This window comes from Xanthomonas campestris pv. phormiicola (assembly GCA_025666215.1).
Lineage (GTDB): Bacteria > Pseudomonadota > Gammaproteobacteria > Xanthomonadales > Xanthomonadaceae > Xanthomonas_A > Xanthomonas_A campestris_A.
In genome coordinates, this window is record CP102593.1 from 2,003,326 (window position 1) to 2,023,757 (window position 20,432).

Genomic DNA, 20,432 nt, shown 5'->3' on the forward strand with positions numbered 1-20,432 from the left:
CCTGGATCATTCGCGGGTGCCGGCGCACAGCACCTCGGCGCAGGCGACGACCTTGCCGTCCACCTTGGCTTCGCCGTAGTACACGGCCATGTTGCGGATCACCCGCTTGATCTCCACGTGCAGCTCCAGCACGTCGCCGGGCACGACCTGGCTGCTGAAGCGGGCCTTGTCGACCTTGACCATGTAGAACAGCTTGGACTGCGCATCGCGGCCCAGCGCGAGCTGGGTCAGCACGCCGCCGGCCTGGGCCAGCGCCTCGATGATCAGCACGCCGGGCATGATCGGCTGGCCGGGGAAATGGCCCTGGAAGAACGGCTCGTTCACGCTCACGTTCTTGTGCGCGACGATCTTGCGGTTCTCGAAGTCGAGCGAAATCACCTTGTCCACCAGCAGGAACGGGTAGCGGTGCGGGATCAACTTCTGGATCTGCTGGATGTCCGGCAGGGTCTGGTCGTGGCTCATTGCTTCTCCTTGCTGACAGACAGGATGCGACGGGCCAGGGCATCGAGCTGCTTGAAGCGCGCGGCGTTCTTGCGCCACGTGCGGTTGTCGGTCAACGGGGTGCCGGACGAATACTCGCCCGGCTCATGGATGGAGTTGCGCACCACCGACTTGCCGGTGATCACCACCTTGTCGCAGATTTCCAGGTGGCCGACCACGCCGACCGCGCCGCCGAGCATGCAATAGCGGCCGATCCTGGCGCTGCCGGCGATGCCGGTGCAGCCGGCGATCGCGCTGTGCGCGCCGATGTGCACGTTGTGCGCGACCTGCACCAGGTTGTCCAGGCGCACGTCTTCCTCGAGCGTGGTGTCTTCCAGCGCGCCGCGATCGACGCAGGCGTTGGCGCCGATCTCGCAATCGTCGCCGATCACCACGCCGCCGAGCTGCGGCACCTTGATCCAGTGGCCGGCGTCCATCGCCAGGCCGAAGCCATCGGCGCCGAGCACCGCGCCGGGATGGATGCGCACGCGCTTGCCCAGCCGCACGCGGGTGACCAGGGTGACGCGGGCGATCAGTTCGCAGCCGTCGCCGACCCGGCAGTCGTCGCCGATCACGCAGCCCGGGCCGATCACGCAGCCGTCGCCGACCACGCTGCGCGCGCCGATGCTGACGAAGGCGCCGATGTGCGCGCCGGCGGCGATCTGCGCGCTGGGGTCGATGCTGGCGCTGGGATGGATGCCGGGCGGACGCGCCGGCGCCACGTCGAACAGCGCGGCGATCTTGGCGAAGGCGACGTACGGATCGCGCGCGATCAGCGCGGTACCGCGCGCCGCCTCGGCATCGTCGGCGCGCAGCACCACCACCGCCGCGGCGCTGTCAGCCAGCTGCGCGCGATAGCGCGGATTGGCCAGGAAACTGAGCTGGCCGGGGCCGGCATGCGCCAGCGTGGCGACGCCATGCACGGCCACGCCGCCATCGCCATGCAGCTGCAGGCCGAAGCGCCCGGCGATCTCGTGTGCGGTATAGGAAGGAGTATTCACGCCGGGATTCTACCGTGTGCCACCGGCACGGTCATGCTGCCCCTGCGGGCAGGTGCCATGGGCAAGAGGCGGCCAATGCATGCGGGCCGCCATGGCTGCGGTCAGCCAACCCTGGAAAAACCCCTGCTTCGGCTAGATCGCGATCAATCAAATAGAGAAACGTCCATGCTTCGATCAGGTTGCGATCAGCCAGCTGGAGCAAAGCCCCCTTTAGTTAAAGGGGGCGCGCCGACAGGCGCGGGGATTTGGCGAGCCAAGCCCCCGGGGCCCAGGTTCCCGCTACGCGGGAGCCTGGGGCCGCCAGGACAACGCCCTGGCGGCGGGTGGGCAGTTCTTTAGAACTGCCCACCAAAGGTGAACTGCAGACGCTCGATCTCGTCGTTGTCTTCCTTCTTCAACGGGAACGCGTAGCTGATCGAGATCGGGCCGACCGGCGCGCGCCACAGCAGCGCCACGCCGGTGGAGGCACGCAGTTCGTTGGTCTTGTAGTTGTCCACGCCGTTGAACACGTTGCCGACGTCGACGAACGCGGAGACGCGTGCCGACGGGCTGTCGAACAGCTTGGGGAAATACAGTTCGGCCGAACCCACGGTCTTGAACGAGCCGCCCAGCGGCTGGCCGCGTGTATACGAGGCAGTGGCTTCCGAACGCGGACCGAGGGTGTTGTCCTCGAAGCCGCGCACCGAGTTGGTGCCGCCGGCGTAGAAGTTCTCGTAGAACGGCAGGCCCGAGGCGGTGACCGTGCGGGTGGTGCCGTCGGCGTTGGTGATGGTGCGGCTGACGTCGCTGCCGTAGCTGTCGCCGTAGCCGAATTCGGCGCGGGTGTTGAGCACGATGGAAGGAATGATCGGCCAGTACTTGGAGATCTGGTAGTTCAGCTTCCAGTACTCGACGGTGGAGCCGGGCAGGGTGGCTTCCAGGCCCACGCGCTGGTACATGCCGCGGGTGGGCATGAAGTAGTCGTTGCGGGTGTCGCGCGCCCAGCCCAGTTCGCTGCGCCAGGCGTGGAAGGTCTTCTGTCCGATCGCGTCGATGTAGTTGATGATCGCCTGCGGGGTGTAGCCGGCGTAGGTGGTGATCTGGTTGCTGTCGATGCCGAACATCACCGACACGGTGTCGTTCTCGGTGATCGGCACGCCGAAGATCATCTGCGCCGCGCCGTTCTTGCTGTTGTACTGGGCGGTGCCGAAGTCGGAGTAGTCCAGCTTGCGGTAGGAGATGTTGTAGCCCAGCGACACGCCGTCGTCGGTGAAGAACGGGTTGGTGTAGGAGAACGCGTAGCGCTCCTGGTAGCTGCTGCGCGAGGCGTCCACCGAGACGCGATTGCCGCCGCCCAGGAAGTTGTTCTGCGACAGCTGGATCGAGGTGGTCACGCCGTAGGTCTGCGAATAGCCCAGGCCGAAGGTGAAGCTGCCCGAGGTGGTTTCCTTGACGCTGTAGACCACGTCGACCTTGTCGTTGCTGCCCGGTACCGGCGGCGTTTCCACGTCCACCGACTCGAAGTAGCCCAGGCGCTGCAGGCGGATCTTGGAGCGGTCGATCGCGGCCTGCGAGTACCAGCTGTTCTCGAACTGGCGCATCTCTCGGCGCAGCACTTCGTCGGAGGTGCGGGTGTTGCCCTTGAACACGATGCGGCGGACCGACACGCGCGGACCCGGCACCACCTGCAGGTTGATCGCGACGGTGCGCTTCTCGCGGTCGGTGGTGGGGATCGGGTTGACCTTGGCGAAGGCGTAGCCGATGTTGCTGAGGGTGTTGGTGATCGCGTCGGAGCTGAATTCCAGCAGCGCGCGCGAGAAGGTGTCGCCGGCTTTCGGGATCACCAGCTTCTCGACCTCTTCCTGCGGCAGCACGGTGTCGCCGGTGACCTTGATGTCGGAGATCTTGTACTGCTCGCCTTCGGTGATGCCGGCGGTCAGGTACATGTCGCGCTTGTCGGGGCTGATCGCCACCTGGGTGGAATCGACGCTGAAATCGACGTAGCCGCGGTCCAGGTACCAGGAGTTGAGCTTCTCCAGGTCGCCGGACAGCTTTTCCTTGGAGTACTGGTCGTCGCGGCGGTACCACGACAGCCAGTTGTGCTCGCGCGACTCCCAGTTCTCCAGGATGTCGTCGGTGGCGAACTTCTCGGTGCCGATCAGGTTGACGTGCTGGATCTTGGCGGCCTTGCCTTCCTTGATCGCGATCGCCACGTCGACCCGGTTGCGGTCCAGCGGGCTCACCGTCGGGGTGATCTGGACGTTGTACTTGCCGCGGTTGTTGTACTGGCGGGTCAGTTCCTGGGTCACCCGGTCCAGGCTCAGCCGGTCGAAGGTGCCGCCCTCGGTCAGGCCGATGTCGGACAGGCCCTTGAGCAGCTCTTCGCTCTTGATGTCCTTGTTGCCGGTGACGGTCAGCTTGTTGATCGCCGGACGTTCCTTGACCGTGACCACCAGGATGTTGCCCTGGCGATCGACCTGCACGTCCTCGAAGAAGCCGGTGCGGTACAGCGCGCGGATCGCTTCGCCGACCTTGGCGTCGTCGACCGTGTCGCCGCGTTCCACCGGAAGGTAGGTGAACACGGTGCCGGAGGAGATGCGTTGCAGCCCGTCGACGCGGATGTCGCTGGCGGTGAAGGGCTCCGTCGCCTGGGCCAGAACCGGCAGGCTGAGGCTGGCGGCAAGGGCGAGGGCTAGCAGGCGGCGAGTGGGAAATCGCGTCATGTCACGTCCGGTAGAGGTCGATATCGTTGTTGCATGGGCGCCGGCGTAAGACGACGACAGCGGGGTCGGGTGGATCAGCATCGGGTTCATCGCAGGACCTGGCCGAAGATGTCGTTGTAGAACGCCAACCCCATCAGCCCGGCCAGCATCGTCAGACCGACGAACTGCCCCGCAGCCATGGCACGCTCGCTCAGCGGGCTGCCCTTGACCAACTCAATAAGGTAATACAGCAAGTGCCCGCCGTCCAAGATTGGAATCGGCAGCAGGTTCATGATCGCCAGGCTCAGCGACAGCAGCGCCAGGAAATACAGGAACCAGTCCGGCCCCTGCTGGGCCGAGACGTTGGCCACCTTGGCGATGGTGATCGGCCCGGACACGTTCTTGATCGAGGCCTGGCCGGTCAGCATGCGCCGGATCAGCCCCAGGGTATCCCCGGCCAGCTTGCCGGTCTCGCGGAACGCGACCGGGATCGCCGCCAGCGGGCCGTACTGCAGTTTGGCGTCGAACGCCGGCGGCGGACGGTCCTGCTGGCCAACCTTCACGCCCAGCGACAGGCCCTTCAGCCGCGGATCCTTGCTGGGCGTGAGGCGCACCTCCAGGGCCAGCCGTTCGCCGTTGCGCTCGACCTCGACCAGGCCGCTGCCGCCGCTCCTGGCCAGTGCCTGGACCTGCGGCGCGACTTGGTCGGCGCCGGCGACCGAGGCGCCATCCACCGCCAGGATCAGGTCGCCGGGGCGCAGCACGCCGTCGGCGGCCGAACCCGGGGTCACCTCGGAGACGAGCGCCGGCTGCAGGCTGAAGCGCCAGGTCAGGCCGGCCAGGCGCGGCACCTGCTGCTCGTCGAAGCCGGCAGGCAGCTGCGACAGGCGCAGCGTATGCACGCGGCTGGCGCCGTCCTGCACGTCCTCGGTCTGGATGCGCACGTCCGCGGCGTCCATCGCCGCCACGGTCAGCTGCATGCTGGCATCGCTCCAGCTGGAGACCTCGCGCTTGCCGATGCGCACGATGCGTTCGCCCGGCTGCAGCCCGGCCTGCAGCGCCAGGCCCTCGGCGTGGCCGACCACCGCCGCGTAATCCTGCTTGCCGATCACGAACATCGCCCACAGCAGCGCCACGCACAGCACCAGATTGGCGATCGGGCCGGCGGCGACGATGGCGATGCGCTGCCACACGTTCTTGTTGTTGAAGGCCTGCCCGCGCTCGCCCGGGGCGACCTCGCCCTCGCGTTCGTCGAGCATCTTCACGTAGCCGCCCAGCGGGATCGCGGCGATCGCGAACTCGGTGCCATGGCGGTCGTGGTACGACCACAGCGGCTTGCCGAAGCCCACCGAGAAGCGCAGCACCTTGACCCCGCAGCGGCGGGCGACCCAGAAGTGGCCGAACTCGTGGAAGGTCACCAGCACGCCCAGGCTGACGATCATCCACCAGACGGACCCGATGAAATCACCCATGCGCGTGGCTCATAGGGGCGTGCGTGTCAGACATGGGCAGGCTGGCGGGCAATGGCGAGTTCGGTGATCTTGCGCGATTGCGCGTCCGCCGCCAGCAGCGCGTCCAGGGAGTCGGCCGCGCCCGCGGGCAGCACGGTCAGGGCGTTCTCGACCAGCGCAGGAATTGATAGGAAACCGATACGGCCCTGAAGAAAAGCTGAAACAGCCACCTCGTTGGCCGCGTTCAGGATCGCCGGGGCGCTGCCGCCGGCCTGCAGCGCGCGCCAGGCCAGGCCCAGGCAGGGGAAGGCGTCCAGGTCCGCCGGTTCGAACTCCAGGCGGCCATGGGCCAGCAGGTCCAGTCCGGCGACCCCGGATTCGATCCGCTGCGGCCAGCCCAGGCCCACCGCCAGGGTGGTGCGCATGTCCGGCAAACCCATCTGCGCCAAGGTGGAACCGTCGATGAACTCCACCAGCGAGTGCACCAGGCTCTGCGGGTGCACCAGCACCTCGATGCGCGACGGCGGCAGCGCGAACAGATGGTGCGCCTCGATCACTTCCAGGCCCTTGTTCATCAAGGTGGCCGAGTCGACCGAGATCTTCGGGCCCATCGACCACTTCGGATGCGCCACCGCCTGCGCCGGGGTCACGCCCTGCAGGCGGGCGCGGTCCCAGCCGCGGAACGGTCCGCCGGACGCGGTCAGCAGGACCCGCCGCACCTCCGCGCCGGCCTGGCGCGAGCGCAGGCACTGGAAGATCGCGCTGTGTTCGCTGTCGATCGGGATGATCTCGGCGCCGGCCGCGGCGGCGGCAGCGGTGACCAGCTCGCCGGCCAGCACCAGCGATTCCTTGTTGGCCAGCAGCAGGCGCTTGCCGGCGCGGGCCGCGGCCAGGGTCGAGCCCAGGCCGGCGGCGCCGACGATGGCGGCGACCACGCTGTCGCAGGCGTCGCTGGTCACCAGCTGCTCCAGCGCGGCGGCGCCGGCATGCGCCTGGGTGCGCAGCCCGGCAGCGCGCAGCCCGTCGCGCAGCGCCGGGTACAGCGCCGGGTCGGCGATCACCGCGTGCGCCGGCCGGTGCGCGGCGCACAGCGCCAGCAGCCCGGCGACGTTGCCGCCGGCGGCCAGCACGCTGGCGCGCAGCCGCTGCGGGTGGCGCGCGATCACGTCCAGCGCGGAGGCGCCGATCGAGCCGGTGGCGCCGAGCACGGCGATGTGGCGGACGGCGTCGGTCATGCTAGAACCCGAAGATGTCCTTGCCCAGCGCGAAGATCGGCAGCGCCGCCAGCACGCCGTCGATGCGGTCCAGCACGCCGCCATGGCCGGGGATCACGTTGCCCGAGTCCTTGGCGCCGACGTGGCGCTTGAGCAGGCTTTCGAACAGGTCGCCGACCACCGAGGCCAGCACGCTGACCGCGGCCACGATCAGCAGGCCGGGCAGCTGCGGCAGGGTGACCCCGGCCAGCCAGCCGAAGCCGGCGGCGCAGACCAGGCCGGCCAGCAGTCCACCGAGCAGGCCTTCGACGGTCTTGTTGGGGCTGATCCGCGGCGCCAGCTTGTGCTTGCCGAACCGGCGCCCGGCGAAATAGGCGCCGGAATCGGCGGCCCATACCGTGACCAGCGCGGTCAGCAGCCAGCGGTGGCCGTTCGGCTCGCTGGCATGGATCAGGCCCAGTGCGGCCCAGGCCGGGACGATCGCCAGGGTGCCGGCGGCCAGCTTGAACACCCGCGCGTAGGTGGCGTGGTCGGAGCCGAACTGGAAGAAGCGCAGCCACAGCAGCGCCACGCACCACCAGCCGACGCCGACCAGGGTGGTCAGCTGGAACAGCACCAGCGAGCCGGCCGAGGCCCACACCAGCAGCACCATCAGCAGCAGGTTGAGCACCAGCAGGATGGTGCGCGGCAAGGTGTCGTCGACCTCCGCCAGCTTCAGCCACTCCCACAGGCCGATCAGGAAGATCAGCGCGGCCAGGGCGGCCAGCCATTGCGTCGGCAGCAGCAGGATGGCGCAAATGGCCAGTGGGGCCATGATCAGCGCGGCGATGACACGGGTACGGGTCATGCGGGTGTGTTCTCCGTCGCCGGGGCGACTTGCGCGCTGGTCAGGCCGAAACGCCGCTCGCGGCTGGCGTAGTCGTCCAGGGCTTGTTGCAGCACCTCGGCGCCGAACTCGGGCCACAGGGTCTCGGTGAACCACAGCTCGGTGTAGGCCAGCTGCCACAGCAGGAAATTGCTGATGCGCACGTCGCCGCCGGTGCGGATGAACAGGTCCGGCGGCGGCAGGTCGGCCAGCGCCATCTGCGCCGACAGCAGGTCCTCGTCGATCTGCTCGGGGCGCAGGCGTCCGGCCGCGACCTCCTCGGCCAGCGCCCGCGCGGCCTGGGCGATGTCCTGGCGGCCGCCGTAGCTGGCCGCGATCGACAGGTGCAGGGCCTGGTTGTGCCGGGTGCCGGCTTCGGCCTGGGCCATGCGCTCGCGCAGCGACGCGGCGAAGCGCGAGCGGTCGCCGATGAAGCGCACGCGCACGCCGCGCCGCTGCAGTTCCTCGACCTCGCGGTCCAGCGCGTGCAGGAACAGCTTCATCAGCGCGTCCACCTCGTCCTGCGGACGGCCCCAGTTCTCGCTGGAGAAGGCGAACAGGGTCAGCGCGGGGATGCCGCGCTCCAGGCAGAAGTCGATGGTGCGGTTGACCGCGCGCGCGCCGGCGCGGTGGCCGATCACGCGCGGCCGGCGGCGGCGCTGCGCCCAGCGGCCGTTGCCATCCATGATGATGGCGATGTGGCGGGGCAGGGACATGGAGTGGGGGTCGGAAGACATGGCCGAACGGCGCAGGCTCAGACCGCCATCAGTTCCTGTTCCTTGCCCTTGACCACGTCGTCGACGTCCTTGATCGCCTTGTCGGTCAGTTTCTGGATGTCGTCTTCGGCGGCGCGCGCCTCGTCCTCGGTGACCTGCTTGTCCTTCAGCAGATCCTTGATCTGCTGGTTGGCATCGCGACGGATGTTGCGGATCGCGACCTTGCTGTCCTCGCCTTCGCCATGCACGACCTTGGACAGCTCGCGGCGGCGCTCTTCGGTCAGCGCGGGCAGGTTGAGGCGGATGGTGGTGCCGGAGGTGTTCGGGGTCAGGCCCAGGTCCGAGGCCAGGATCGCCTTCTCCACCGCGCTGACCATCTGCTTTTCCCACGGGCTGATGGTCAGCGAGCGGGCATCGGTCACGGCGACGCTGGCGACCTGGCTCAGCGGCATTTCCGAACCGTAGTAATTGACCTTCAGGTGCTCGACCAGGGCAGTCGAGGCGCGGCCGGTACGCACCTTGATGAGCGTATGCCGCAGCGCATCGATGCTCTTGGCCATGCGGGTCTGTGCGTCTTGTTTGATTTCGTTGAGCATCGCCGGTGTCCGTGCTGAATCTGAATCGGACGATTATAGCGGGTAACTGCCGGGACCCGGGACTCGGGACTCGGAAAAGCGCAGCGCGACGAACTGAAGCTTTACCGACTTCCGTTCTTCGGGTCCCGAGTCCCGGGTCCCGGGTCCCGATTCTTCAGCTACGCCCCTTGACCAGCGTGCCGATCTCCGCGCCGTGCAGGATCTTCAGCAGTTCGCCGGGCTGGCCCATGTTGAAGATGCGCAGCGGCAGGTCGCTGTCGCGGGCCAGGGCGAAGGCGGCGGTGTCCATCACTTCCAGGTTGCGCGCGATCACTTCGTCGTAGGTCAGGCTGTCGAAGCGCACCGCGTCGGCATGCTTCTTCGGGTCCTTGTCGTACACGCCATCGACCTTGGTCGCCTTCAGCAGCAGGTCCGCGCCGATCTCGATCGCGCGCAGCGCCGCGCCGGAGTCGGTGGTGAAGAACGGATTGCCGGTGCCGGCGGCGAAGATCGCGATGCGGCCCTTCTCCAGGTGGCGGATCGCGCGGCGGCGGATGAAGTCCTCGCACACGTCGTTGATCTTGATCGCGCTCATCACCCGCACCTTGGCGCCGAGCTTTTCCAGCGCGTCCTGCATCGCCAGCGCGTTGATGACGGTGGCCAGCATGCCCATGTGGTCGCCGGTGACCCGGTCCATGCCGCCGGCGGCCAGGCCGGCGCCGCGGAAGATGTTGCCGCCGCCGATCACCAGCGCCACTTCCGCGCCGGCCTGCTGCGCCTCGATCACTTCATGGGCGAGGCGGTTGATGACCTTGGGGTCGATGCCGTAGTCCCCGTCCCCCATCAGCGCTTCGCCGGAAAGTTTCAACAGGATGCGGCGATAGGCGAGCTGGGACATGGTGACCTCGTGGGGGACGGGCAAACCACGCGATTCTAGCCCAGGCGCGGCGCGGAATCCCGCGCAACCGCGCGCCGGCGCAGTGGCGCGGTTCAGGCCAGGGTGTCGCGGAACGAGCGCGCGGTGACGCGGTTGCGGCCGCCGTGCTTGGAGCTGTAGAGCATGTCGTCGGCGGCCTGCAGCAGCTCCTGTGCGGTGCCGAAGCGCTCGCGCCCGCCCTGGGTGGCGACGCCGGCGGAGAAGCTGATGTACAGCGGCCCGCTGTTCAGTTCCACCATCGGCCGCTGCGCGATGTCGCTGAGGATGCGCTGGATCACGCTCAGCGCGGCTTCCTCGCTGGTGTTGGGCAGCAGCACCAGGAATTCCTCGCCGCCGAAGCGCGCCACGGTGTCGCTGCTGCGCAGCAGCGGCTGCAGGGCCTGCGCGAACGCGCGCAGCACCTGGTCGCCGATCAGGTGGCCATGGGTGTCGTTGATCTTCTTGAAGTCGTCCAGGTCGATGAAGGCGATCGACAGCGGCCAGTCGTGGCGGCTGGCCAGGTCGAACTGCTGGTTGAGCAGGACGTCCAGCTGTTGCCGGTTGTACACCCCGGTCAGCGCGTCGCGGCTGGCCTGCTCGGTCAGGCGGCGCGCGCGCTGCTCCGATTCGTCGGCCAGATGCCGCGCGTGGGTGGCTTCCTGGATCTGGCGCAGGTTGCGCAGCACCATCAGTTCGCGGGCATGGCTGATGATCGCGTCGATCCGCTCCGGCTGCGCGATGCGCACATCGAAGATCGGGCCGATGACCGGCAGGGCTTCGGCCATGCCCGCGATCACTTCGTCGAAGCGGCGGCTGTCCAGCTGCAGTTCGCGATACGCGCGCTCCATCGCCAGGCCGCGCGCGGCATCGATGTCGCTGCTCAGCCAGATGTCGGCGACGCTGCCGGACAGCAGCACGCACTTGCCGAACGTGTCCGGCGCCAGCTCGGTGCCGGCGCTGTGGCCGATGCTGCGCTGCAGGTAATCGGGCAGCTTCCACTTGTGCGCCAGCCAGGCGCCGACTTCGGCGTGGTCGCAACCGAGCCGCTCGCGCTCCATCGCGACCAGCGTCTCGCTGCCGCTGCCGCCGGCATCGCGCAGCAGCGGCGCGTAGTCGTCGTGGCAGATGTGCAGCAGGGCCAACGTGCCCATGTCCTGCAGCAGCCCGGCCAGCATCAGTTCCTCCTGCTTGCGCAGGCCCATGGCCTGGCCGAGCAGGCGGCTGGCCAGCGCCGACAGCACGCTGCGCCGCCAGATCCGTTCCTGCAGGTCGCTGGCGCCGGCACCGTCGCGCAGGCTCTGCACCATCGAAAAGCCCAGCGCCAGGCTCAGCGCGGCGTTGAGCCCGAGCATGGTTAGCGCCTGGCCGAGGTTTTCGGTGCGGCGCCGGCTGGCGTACAGCGGCGAATTGGCGATGCGCAGCATGCGCGCGCTCAGCGCCATGTCCATCGCGATGGTGTCGGCGGTGGTGGCCAGATCCACGTCCGGATCCTGGGCCAGGTCGATGATGCGCAGCGCAATGCCGGGCGGCGAGGGCAGGTTGCGGGAATGAGCCAGGATGGCTTCGAGTTCAGGGCGCATGCGGTTCCGCGGAAAGTGTGATCAGGGTAGCGGTGTCTCCCGCCGTGCCCAGAGCGTACCACCGGCAAAAAAAAAGCCGCGACAAGCGCGGCTTTTTTCTGCGGATGGGTCGGACTCAGGCCAGGCCGGCCTGCTTCATCACTTCGGCGGCGTAGTCTTCCACCACCTTCTCGATGCCTTCGCCCACGGCCAGGCGCTGGAAGCCGACCACGTCGGCGCCGGCGGCCTTGACCGCCTGCTCCACGCTCTGGTCGGTGTTCAGCACGTAGGGCTGGCCATACAGGGTGACTTCGTTGACGATCTTGGCGATCTTGCCGCTGATGATCTTCTCCAGGATGTCGGCCGGCTTGGCCTTGTCCTTTTCCGACATCTTGGCCAGCTCGATCTCCTTTTCCTTGGCGACGAAGTCGGCCGGGACGTCGGACGCCTTCACGTGCGGCGGGTTCATCGCCGCGATGTGCATGGCGATGCCGCGGGCCAGCTCGATGTCGCCGCCCTTGACCTCGACCAGCACGCCGATGCGGCCGCCGTGCACGTAGGCGGCGACGTTGTTGGCGCTGTCGATGCGCGCCAGGCGGCGCACCTGCACGTTCTCGCCGACCTTGGCGATGACCGCGGCGCGGGCTTCCTCGACGGTCTCGCCGCCGGGCAGCTTGGCGCTCTTCAGCGCCTCGGCGTCGGCGGCGCCGGAGCTCAGCGCGGCCTGGGCCACGGCTTCGGTGAAGGCCAGGAAGTTGTTGTCCTTGGCGACGAAGTCGGTCTCGGAGTTGATCTCGACCAGCACGGCCTTGCCGCCGTCCTGGGCCATCGCGATGCGGCCTTCGGCGGCGACGCGGTCGGCCTTCTTGTCGGCCTTGGCCAGGCCCGACTTGCGCAGCCACTCGGCGGCGTTGTCGATATGGCCGGCGTTCTCGGTGAGCGCCTTCTTGCATTCCATCATGCCGGCGCCGGTGCGCTCGCGCAGTTCCTTGACCAGGGAAGCGGTGATTTCCACGGGGTGACCTCACAAAAGGTGGGAAAGGGCCGGCTTGCGGCCGGCCGGGAATCTGGGAAACGGGCGCTTGCGGCGCCCGCGGACCCGGGCGCGCAGCGCGCGCCGGGTGGCGACTGCGCATGCTCGCGCAATCGCATGGCGCGCCGGTTACTCGGCGGCGGGAGCGGCTTCTTCGGCCTTCTTGCCGTTCCTGCGCGGGCCGCGGCCCTTGTCGTCGCCGGCTTCGCTGAACTCTTCCTCGCGCACGCTGGCGGCGTTCGGCGCGGCGGCCTTGCCTTCCAGCACGGCGTCGGCGGCAGCGCGGGCGTACAGCTGCACGGCACGGATGGCGTCGTCGTTGCCCGGGATGGCGTAGTCCACCAGTTCCGGGTTGTAGTTGGTGTCGACCACCGCGATCACCGGGATGCCGAGCTTCTTGGCTTCCTTGATGGCGATGTCTTCATGGCCGATGTCGATGACGAACAGCGCGTCGGGCAGGCGGTTCATTTCCTTGATGCCGCCCAGCGAGGCCAGCAGCTTCTCGCGCTCGCGGCGCAGGGTCAGCACTTCGTGCTTGACCAGCTTGTCGAAGGTGCCGTCGGTTTCGGCCGCTTCCAGTTCCTTCAGGCGCGCCACCGACTGCTTGACGGTGCGGAAGTTGGTCAGCGTGCCGCCCAGCCAGCGCTGGGTCATGAACGGCTGGCCGCAACGCTCGGCTTCTTCCTTCACCGAGTCGCGGGCGCTGCGCTTGGTGCCCAGGAACAGGATGGTGCCGCGCTTCTGCGCGACGCTGGAGATGAAGTTCATCGCGTCGTTGAACAGCGGAACCGTCTTCTCGAGGTTGATGATGTGGATCTTGCCGCGCGCGCCGAAGATGTACGGCGCCATCTTGGGGTTCCAGTAGCGGGTCTGGTGGCCGAAGTGGACGCCGGCTTCCAGCATCTGACGCATGGTGACTTGGGGCATTGCAGTGACTCCTGATGGGGAACCGGCCGTGCGCAGGCGGTTTGGGTGAAGTCCGCGCATGGACATGCAGGCCGTTGCGGGGCGTGCACGACGGTTCCGGGGTTGGGCCTCCCTGCGGCCTTACGTGACCGAACTCCTCGCGGAGCACCCCGGCACGGGCGATGGCAGCAGGTGTGGATTCGCCGGTGCGTCCGGCGTGGACGGTTCGCTGGCCCGGGCGGGCGCAACGAAGCGGCGGAACTATAGCGGGCCGCGGCCTTGCGCGCAAATGCGCGCCGGCCGGGTCATTCGGCCAGCAGGGGCTGCAGCTCGGCCTGGCTGTCGAGCCGGGCGGCGAAATGGCCGCCGCGCGCGCTGCCGACCTCGGCCGGCAACGGCCAGCGCTTGAGTTCCCCGGCCAGCACGTAGCCGGCCAGGTTGTGGAACAGGGTCAGCTGGCGGCCATCGGCACCGATGAAGCTGAGGTCGCTCAGGCGCGCGTGCGCCCCGCCGCGGTTGCGTACCTGCAGTTCGTGGCCGTAGGCGCCGGCGACCAGGCTGGCGCTGAGTACGGCGGTCGGCGCGGCACCGGGCGGGGACAGGAACACCGGGGTGGAATAGCGCAGCAGCAGGCGTGGGTCGGCGGGGGCGGCGTCCGCTGCCGGGCGCTCTTCCAGCACCAGGCGGTAGGCGATCTCGCCGTCGGTCGCGGCCGGCCCGGTGCGCACCACCCGCAGCAGCTGCCGCCCCTGGGCGGGGATGTCGATCAGGCGCGGGCTGACCTGGACGTCGTCGGTCGCCTGCAACCGCTCCATGCCGTCGACCTGGTGCCAGCGGTACAGCTTGGCCTGCGCCTGCCAGGGCCGGTCCTGGCGATTGCTCACCCAGATTTCGGCGGTCTGCGTGCCGGGCGGGATCTGCACGATGGTCGGGCTGATGCGCACGCCGGCGGCCGCGGCCAGGCCCGGCAGCAGCGCCAGCAGCAGGCCGGCGATGCTTACGCGGTGGCGGCCGCCCACCTAGAACGCGACCGTGGCGTAGCGCGCATCCCGGTGCTGCAGGCCGTCGCCCAGACTCAGGCTCAGCGCCAGCGCACCGGCGTTGGGTGCGGCGGCGCCGTCGATGCTGACCTGGTAGGGCAGAGGGCGGCTACAGGCCACCTGCGCGGCGGCCGCGCCCGGCTGGCTGTGGCTGGCGGTGTCGATCTCGCAGCTGCCCAGCAGGCGGATGCCGACCCGGAACGCCGTGCTCTCGTTCGCGCCTGGATTCTGCGCCGCCGCGCTGGCGCAGACGGCGCACAGGCCGGCGAGCAGCAGCGATTGCATGAACGGGCTGGCGGTCATGGTGGTATTCCCGGGAGGATGCGACAGATAACGGCGTGCCGTGCAGCAACTTTATCGCCTCCGCGCCCGCGTTTAGCCCTCAGTAGGTCACCGTGACCTTGACCACGTCGCTGTAGCTGCCCGGGGTCGGGGTCTGCGCGGCCGGCACCTGGCCGTACAGGGTCAGCGACTGGGTGCTGCCGGTGCCGGTGCCGGTCTGGGTGTCGCTGTTGAGGGTGCTGCCCCAGCGCTGGCTGCGCGCCGCGTCGCGGTACAGCTCGTAGCGCAGGTACTGGCCGGCGGCGTTGCGCATGCGCCGGATGTTGCCGCTGGCGTTCTGGCCGTTGTCCAGGCTGACCTGCCAGGCGGTGCGCCGGACGCAGTTCATGCTCAGGGCGGTGGTGTAGTTCAGGGCGGTATCGACCAGGCCGGCGTGGCTGCCGAAGTCCAGGTCGGCGATGCTGGCGATGGTGCACAGCGGGGCCGCGTTGGCCGAGCTCACGAACGGGAACTGCACCGCGGTGCCGCCGCCCTTGCCGCCGGTGGTACAGGAGGTGGGCAGGATCGCGGGGGTGCCGATCAGCGGCTCGTCGTAGCGGTACTGCAGGTTGGTGTACACCCCGCTGAAGCTGTTCTGGTACAGGCCGGTGGCGATGCCGCTCTGCAGCGGCACGCGCCCATAGACGGTGTAGCTGGCGCTGCCGCTGCCGCCGGTCAGCAGCGACGAATAGGTCAGGTCCACCTGCAGCGGCGTGGAAGCGTTCAGCGCGCTGCCCCAGATCAGGCTGCGGGCGCTGTCGCGGTACAGCTGGAAGCCGAGGCTGTCGCTGAGCGGGTTGAGCATGCGCCGCGGCGCGATGCCCAGGCCGCCGCCCTGCGCGCCCTCGCCGATGTTCAGGCACATGCGCACGTAGATCGTGCCCAGGATGCTGAGCGCGCCGGTCTGGCAGGTGACCGTGATCTGCGCGCTGCTGTCGGTCGCAGCGCTGGTGGAGACGTTGCCGAAATCCAGCGCGGTGGCCACCGCCGTGCAGGTGGTGGTGGCGTCGGCGCGCAGCGGCGCCAGCGCCGCGGCCAGGGCCAGCAGGGCGCCGCACTGCCATGCGCCGCGGGTCACGGCGCCGGCCCTGCGCTGCAGCGCAGCGGTCCCAGGCGGGTCGGGCGCCGTTGCGGCGTGTAGTCGATCGTGACCCTGCAGCTGGCTGCGGCCATCTCCACCTCCAGTTCGTTGCGGCCGGGCTTCAGCCCTTCCAGGTAGGCCTCGCCGTCGTAGCCGACCACCGCGGCGATGCCCGGACCGCGCACCCGGCTGCCGACCGGCAGCGGGGCGTCGCGCGCATCGTGCAATTGCACCAGGACGCCGTCGCTGCTGCGGATCGGGAAGTCCACCACCACCCCGGTGCGGTCGCGCGGCACCACGATCTGGTCGACCCGCTCCGGCCGCATCTGCGGCGGCAGTTGCATCGGGTCGATCGACACCTGGTTGTGCTGCCAGCCCATCAGCGGGGTGATCAGCAGCAAGCCGCGGGCGTCGGTGACCCCGATCGGGCGGTTTTCCAGCAGCACCGGCACGTCGGCGATGCCGCCGGTGGAGACCAGGGCGAAGGCCTGGTCGAGATCGCGGCTGGGGAACCAGCCGCCGCCGATCCAGGCCAGGCCGCCGGAGGCTTCGGCATAACCGTAGGCCTGGCCGCCGTAGCTGGCCAGGCCCGCGGCATAGCGTGCGGTGTCGCGCCGCCAGGTGGCCTCGGCCAGGCCGCCGGCGCTGTCCTGGCCGCTGCGCGCCTGCAGCCGCCAGCCGCTGCCGCCGTCGGCGGGAGCCGAGCGGCTGAGGTCGGCGGCGACGCTGAGGCGCTCGCCGACCCGCTGCAGCGCGACGCTGGCCTGGCGCGCGCCGCCGAGCGCGATCGACCAGCCCAGGTACACGCTGCGATCGCTGGCCTGGTCCAGATTCTGGTTGACGCTCAGGTTCAGCGAGGACTGCCACGGCAGTACGCGGGTCCAGAACAGGCTGGCATAGCGCACGTCGTCGCTGTCGGGGTAGGACAGGCGCACATAGCTCATCGACACGTTGCCCAGCCGTTCCCAACTGACTCCGGCCAGCGCGCGTTCGCTGATCCGCGGCGGCGGCGCGCCGTACTGCGAGGCCACGTCGCGATAGCCGCGCTGCGCGCGCTGGGTGTCCATCGAGACGTTGAAGCGGCCGTTGTTCCAGCGGTAGCTGAGCGCGTACTGGCGACCGCTCAGGCCGTTGCCCTGGCTATGCGCCAGCGATGCGCCGACCACCCCGGCCCGCGGCAGCAGCCAGATGCCGCCGGCGCCGGCGTTGCGGACTCCGGCGCCGGCCTCGGCGTGGGCCTCGGCGGTGAAGCCGGCGCTGAGGCCGCGGCGCCAGCTGGCGCTGCCGACGGTGTCGCCGGCGTAGGCGAAGGCGTCGCTGCCGTAGCCCTCGCGGACCCGGCCCAGCGCCAGCGACCAGTCGTCCAGGCCTTCGGCCAGCAGGTCCTGGGTGGCATAGAACGGGAATTCGACCGAGCGGCTGCGGCCGTAGGCGTCGGTGATCACCAGTTGCGCGTTGCCGGCGCCGTCCACGCCGGGCGCCGCCGACAGCTGGAACGGCCCGGCCGGCAACTCCGAGCCGTACTGGCGGATGCCGTTGACGTACAGGTCTACGCTCGAAGGCACCGTCACTTCGCCGAGGAATTCCGGCAGCGGCGTGGTCACGCGATACGGCTGCAGGCCGAAATCGCGGCCCACGCGCACGCCGCCCAGGCGCAGCGTGCGGCTCCAGCTGGTGCTGCTGCTCAGCGTGTCGCCGAGCACCACGCTGGTCATGCGGTCGGGCAGCGACCATTGCCACTGCGTGTCCAGCCGGATCGCCTGGCTGCGCCAGTCGCGCTGCGGCTCGCGGTACAGGCGGGCGACGAAGGATTGCCGGACCATGGCCTGGCCGAGCAGGCCGCTGCCCAGGCCGAACGCACGGATTTCGCCGCTGGTGGTGAGGTTGCTGGCGCTGCCCTGGCGACTGGCATACACGTCGTAGTCGAGCAGGGCGCCGGGCGAACTGGTGGCCGGCAGCGCCGGGCCGCTGGCCTGCGCGTCGATGCGGGTCAGCGGCACGTCGAGCAGCGCCACCGGCGCATCGATCGCCAGTTGCTGCAGGCCGGCGTCGTAGCGGTAGCGCACCCCGTCCAGGCTCTCCAGGGCGATCGTCGCGGCGGCGTCGGCGGCGTCGGCGGCGTCGATGCGCAGGCCCAGCTGACGCAGCGTGGCCGCATCGGCGAGCATGCGTGCGCCTTCGCGCTGGAAGCGGAACAGTCCGGGCTTGCGGGTCTCGTTCACGGTGACCTCCAGGTACAGCGTTTCCTGCTCCGGGGGCGGGTCGCCGGGCTGGGCGACGGCGAGCTGAGCGGCGCTTGCCCACAGCGCCAGCAGCAGCTCAAGGAGCCTGTGCTTCCAGCGCGAGCGATTGAGCAAGGGGCTCACCGTTGATCGTGGCCTTGAACGTGCCGTCGGCACGCACCAGCGCAGGAGGAAGCGGCCAGCGCTTGTGTTGGCCAGGCAGCACGTAGCCGGCCAGGCCGTCGGCGATCGCGGCACGGGTGCCGTCGCTGGCGACGAAATGCAGGTCCACCAGCTGCGCGTGTTCGCTGCCCTGGTTGACGACCTCCAGCGCCGGCGCGGCGGCGTCGCGGATCAGCCGTGCCTGCAGCGCGGGGGCCGCGGCGGCGGCCGGCTTGACGAAGATGGGCACCGAGTAGCGCAGCACGAACTGCAGCCCGGACGCGCTGGCCGTGGCGTCCGCCGAGGGCAGTTCGTCGACCAGGACCCGATAGGTCTCCTCGGTGGTCCTGGGCGCATCGTCCAGGCGGATGATGCGCACCAGTTGCCGCGAGTGCGGCGCCAGTTCCAGCATCGGCGGGCTGATCGCGATCCTGTCGCTGGGGTCGAGCAGGTCCTCGCCGTCCTGCTGGCGCCAGCGGAACACCCGCACCTGCGCCTGCAGCGGCGTGTCGCCGCTGTTGCTCAGCCACAGGCCCTGCGCCGACTGTTCCGCGGTCAACTGCACCGAGGTCGGTGCGACCTGCAGGCTGGCGGCCTGGGCCGCCAGGATCGCCGCCAGCCACAGGGCGGCAGCGATCGGCATGCGGAATGGAAGGGGGCGGCGCAAGGACATGGGAACGCTCCGGTTACCAGGTGACGGTGGCGGTGACGACGTCGCTGTACGAGCCGGCAGGGTAATTGGTGCTGGCGACCTGGCCGTAGACGACGAGCGGTTGTACCGCACCATTGCCGGTGCCGGCCTGGGTGTCGCTGCCGATGGTCGACCCCCAGTTCTGGGTGCGCGCCGAGTTGCGGTACAGGGCGTACGGCACGCGTGCGGTATTGCCGGCATCGGCGCTGCCCATGGTGCGCGAGGTCACCGTCGCGCCGGAGCCGCTGCCGGCGTTGAGCGCGATGTTGTACGGGGTGCCCGAGGTGCAGCGCACGTTCAAGGTGCCGGTGCTGTTGATCGAGGTCTGGGTGGAGTTGACGCTGCCGAAATCGACGTCGGTCGGGGCGGTCTGGATGTCGCAGACGCTGGTGATCTGGATCTTGACGTTGAAGGTGCGCGAGTCGGTCTGGGCGGAAGCGATGCCGGTCCCGGCGGCCAGCAGCGCAATGGTGGCGAGTGCACGATGGAAAGCTTGCATGGGGTGAGGCTCTTCGGAATGACGGAGTCCGTCGGTGCCGAAACCAATGCAAAGTGTGGGCCAGTGCACATATTTCTGGATGTGCATCTAGTTTTCGGTTTTGATGACAACCCCGATTTCGCGGGTTTAAGTTTGTGAATACGGGAGGGCGGCAGCCCGGTGCCGAAAAACCGGCAGTACGCACGGGCGCGTTCAGGAAAGCCGCGAATGAGCGATAATGGCGGGTATGACCGTCAATCTGAAAACTCCCCAGGACATCGAGAAGATGCGCATCGCCGGCCGCCTGGCCGCCGAGGTGCTCGACATTATCGGGCCACATGTGAAGCCCGGCGTGACCACCGCCGAGCTGGACCGCATCTGCCACGACCACATCGTCAACGTGCAGCAGGCGGTGCCGGCCAACGTCGGTTACCGCGGCTACCCGAAGACGGTATGCAGCTCGGTGAACAACGTGATCTGCCACGGCATCCCCAGCGACAGCAAGGTCCTGAAGGACGGCGACATCGTCAATATCGACGTCACCGTGATCAAGGACGGCTGGCATGGCGACACCAGCCGCATGTACTACGTCGGCACGCCGTCGGTGATGGCGCGGCGCCTGGTCGAAGCCACCTACGAGGCGATGTGGCGCGGCATCCGCGCGGTGCGGCCGGGCGCCACGCTCGGCGACGTCGGCCACGCGATCCAGCAATACGCCGAAGGCGAGCGTTTCAGCGTGGTGCGCGAGTACTGCGGCCACGGCATCGGCAAGGTCTACCACGACGAGCCGCAGGTGCTGCATTACGGCCGTCCCGGCGAAGGCCTGGTGCTGACGCCGGGCATGACCTTCACCATCGAGCCGATGATCAACGAAGGCTCGCGCTTCACCCGCGTGCTGCCGGACGGCTGGACCGTGGTGACCAAGGACCGCAAGCTGTCGGCGCAGTGGGAGCACATGATCGCGGTCACCGAAGACGGCGTGGAAGTGCTGACCCTGTCGCCCGGCGGCCTCGGCGAGCCGTGAGCCTGCTGCCGGCCGG

Annotated in this window: 19 protein-coding genes; 1 reads left to right on the forward strand and 18 read right to left on the reverse strand. The window is 69.0% G+C overall.

Annotated features, from left to right (window positions below; translation table 11 throughout):
• Window positions 1-6: 6 nt before the first annotated feature.
• The 18 genes from fabZ to NRY95_08410 form a co-directional block, all read right to left on the reverse strand.
• A complete protein-coding gene (fabZ, locus tag NRY95_08325) occupies window positions 7-462 on the reverse strand; it encodes a 3-hydroxyacyl-ACP dehydratase FabZ (GenBank protein ID UYC17946.1) in 456 nt (151 codons plus the stop codon).
• On the reverse strand, window positions 459-1,481 hold the full coding sequence (gene lpxD, locus NRY95_08330; protein ID UYC17947.1) for a UDP-3-O-(3-hydroxymyristoyl)glucosamine N-acyltransferase: 1,023 nt from the start codon (window positions 1,479-1,481) through the stop codon (window positions 459-461). Before lpxD ends, fabZ begins: the two co-directional genes overlap by 4 nt.
• Before the next feature lie 335 nt (window positions 1,482-1,816).
• Window positions 1,817-4,183 carry an outer membrane protein assembly factor BamA gene (gene bamA, locus NRY95_08335; protein UYC17948.1) on the reverse strand — a complete coding sequence of 789 codons (2,367 nt, stop codon included), beginning with the start codon at window positions 4,181-4,183 and terminating at the stop codon, window positions 1,817-1,819.
• Window positions 4,184-4,269: 86 nt separating this feature from the next.
• Window positions 4,270-5,634 carry an RIP metalloprotease RseP gene (gene rseP / locus NRY95_08340; GenBank protein UYC17949.1) on the reverse strand — a complete coding sequence of 455 codons (1,365 nt, stop codon included), beginning with the start codon at window positions 5,632-5,634 and terminating at the stop codon, window positions 4,270-4,272.
• Window positions 5,635-5,660: 26 nt separating this feature from the next.
• Window positions 5,661-6,848: a 1-deoxy-D-xylulose-5-phosphate reductoisomerase gene (gene dxr / locus NRY95_08345; protein UYC17950.1), complete on the reverse strand. Its 1,188-nt coding sequence runs from the start codon at window positions 6,846-6,848 to the stop codon at window positions 5,661-5,663.
• 1 nt (window position 6,849) lies between these two features.
• Window positions 6,850-7,674, reverse strand: a complete 825-nt coding sequence (locus tag NRY95_08350; GenBank protein ID UYC17951.1) for a phosphatidate cytidylyltransferase — start codon at window positions 7,672-7,674, stop codon at window positions 6,850-6,852.
• Complete coding sequence (gene uppS / locus NRY95_08355; protein ID UYC17952.1) at window positions 7,671-8,408, reverse strand: polyprenyl diphosphate synthase; 738 nt, start codon at window positions 8,406-8,408, stop codon at window positions 7,671-7,673. The genes NRY95_08350 and uppS overlap by 4 nt, the downstream gene beginning before the upstream one ends.
• Before the next feature lie 38 nt (window positions 8,409-8,446).
• Window positions 8,447-9,004 (reverse strand): ribosome recycling factor, encoded by a 558-nt coding sequence (gene frr, locus NRY95_08360; protein UYC17953.1) that lies wholly within the window; start codon window positions 9,002-9,004, stop codon window positions 8,447-8,449.
• Window positions 9,005-9,158: 154 nt separating this feature from the next.
• Window positions 9,159-9,881 (reverse strand): UMP kinase, encoded by a 723-nt coding sequence (gene pyrH, locus NRY95_08365; protein ID UYC17954.1) that lies wholly within the window; start codon window positions 9,879-9,881, stop codon window positions 9,159-9,161.
• 92 nt (window positions 9,882-9,973) lie between these two features.
• Window positions 9,974-11,479, reverse strand: coding sequence for a GGDEF domain-containing protein (locus tag NRY95_08370; protein UYC17955.1), 1,506 nt, complete (start codon window positions 11,477-11,479; stop codon window positions 9,974-9,976).
• 115 nt (window positions 11,480-11,594) lie between these two features.
• Window positions 11,595-12,473: a translation elongation factor Ts gene (tsf, locus tag NRY95_08375; GenBank protein ID UYC17956.1), complete on the reverse strand. Its 879-nt coding sequence runs from the start codon at window positions 12,471-12,473 to the stop codon at window positions 11,595-11,597.
• A gap of 147 nt (window positions 12,474-12,620) precedes the next feature.
• Entirely contained in the window at window positions 12,621-13,418 is a 798-nt protein-coding gene (rpsB, locus tag NRY95_08380) for a 30S ribosomal protein S2 (protein ID UYC17957.1), read from the reverse strand.
• A 284-nt stretch (window positions 13,419-13,702) separates the two neighbouring features.
• On the reverse strand, window positions 13,703-14,416 hold the full coding sequence (locus NRY95_08385; GenBank protein ID UYC17958.1) for a fimbria/pilus periplasmic chaperone: 714 nt from the start codon (window positions 14,414-14,416) through the stop codon (window positions 13,703-13,705).
• A complete protein-coding gene (locus tag NRY95_08390; GenBank protein ID UYC17959.1) occupies window positions 14,417-14,740 on the reverse strand; it encodes a hypothetical protein in 324 nt (107 codons plus the stop codon).
• Between the two features lie 79 nt (window positions 14,741-14,819).
• On the reverse strand, window positions 14,820-15,836 hold the full coding sequence (locus NRY95_08395; protein UYC17960.1) for a spore coat U domain-containing protein: 1,017 nt from the start codon (window positions 15,834-15,836) through the stop codon (window positions 14,820-14,822).
• Window positions 15,833-18,205 (reverse strand): fimbria/pilus outer membrane usher protein, encoded by a 2,373-nt coding sequence (locus NRY95_08400; protein UYC17961.1) that lies wholly within the window; start codon window positions 18,203-18,205, stop codon window positions 15,833-15,835. The genes NRY95_08395 and NRY95_08400 overlap by 4 nt, the downstream gene beginning before the upstream one ends.
• Complete coding sequence (locus tag NRY95_08405; protein UYC17962.1) at window positions 18,159-18,866, reverse strand: fimbria/pilus periplasmic chaperone; 708 nt, start codon at window positions 18,864-18,866, stop codon at window positions 18,159-18,161. The genes NRY95_08400 and NRY95_08405 overlap by 47 nt, the downstream gene beginning before the upstream one ends.
• Window positions 18,867-18,909: 43 nt before the next feature.
• A complete protein-coding gene (locus tag NRY95_08410) occupies window positions 18,910-19,413 on the reverse strand; it encodes a spore coat U domain-containing protein (GenBank protein UYC17963.1) in 504 nt (167 codons plus the stop codon).
• A 226-nt stretch (window positions 19,414-19,639) separates the two neighbouring features.
• Between NRY95_08410 and map the strand changes: the two genes are divergently transcribed.
• A complete protein-coding gene (gene map, locus NRY95_08415) occupies window positions 19,640-20,416 on the forward strand; it encodes a type I methionyl aminopeptidase (protein UYC18536.1) in 777 nt (258 codons plus the stop codon).
• Window positions 20,417-20,432 lie beyond the last annotated feature (16 nt).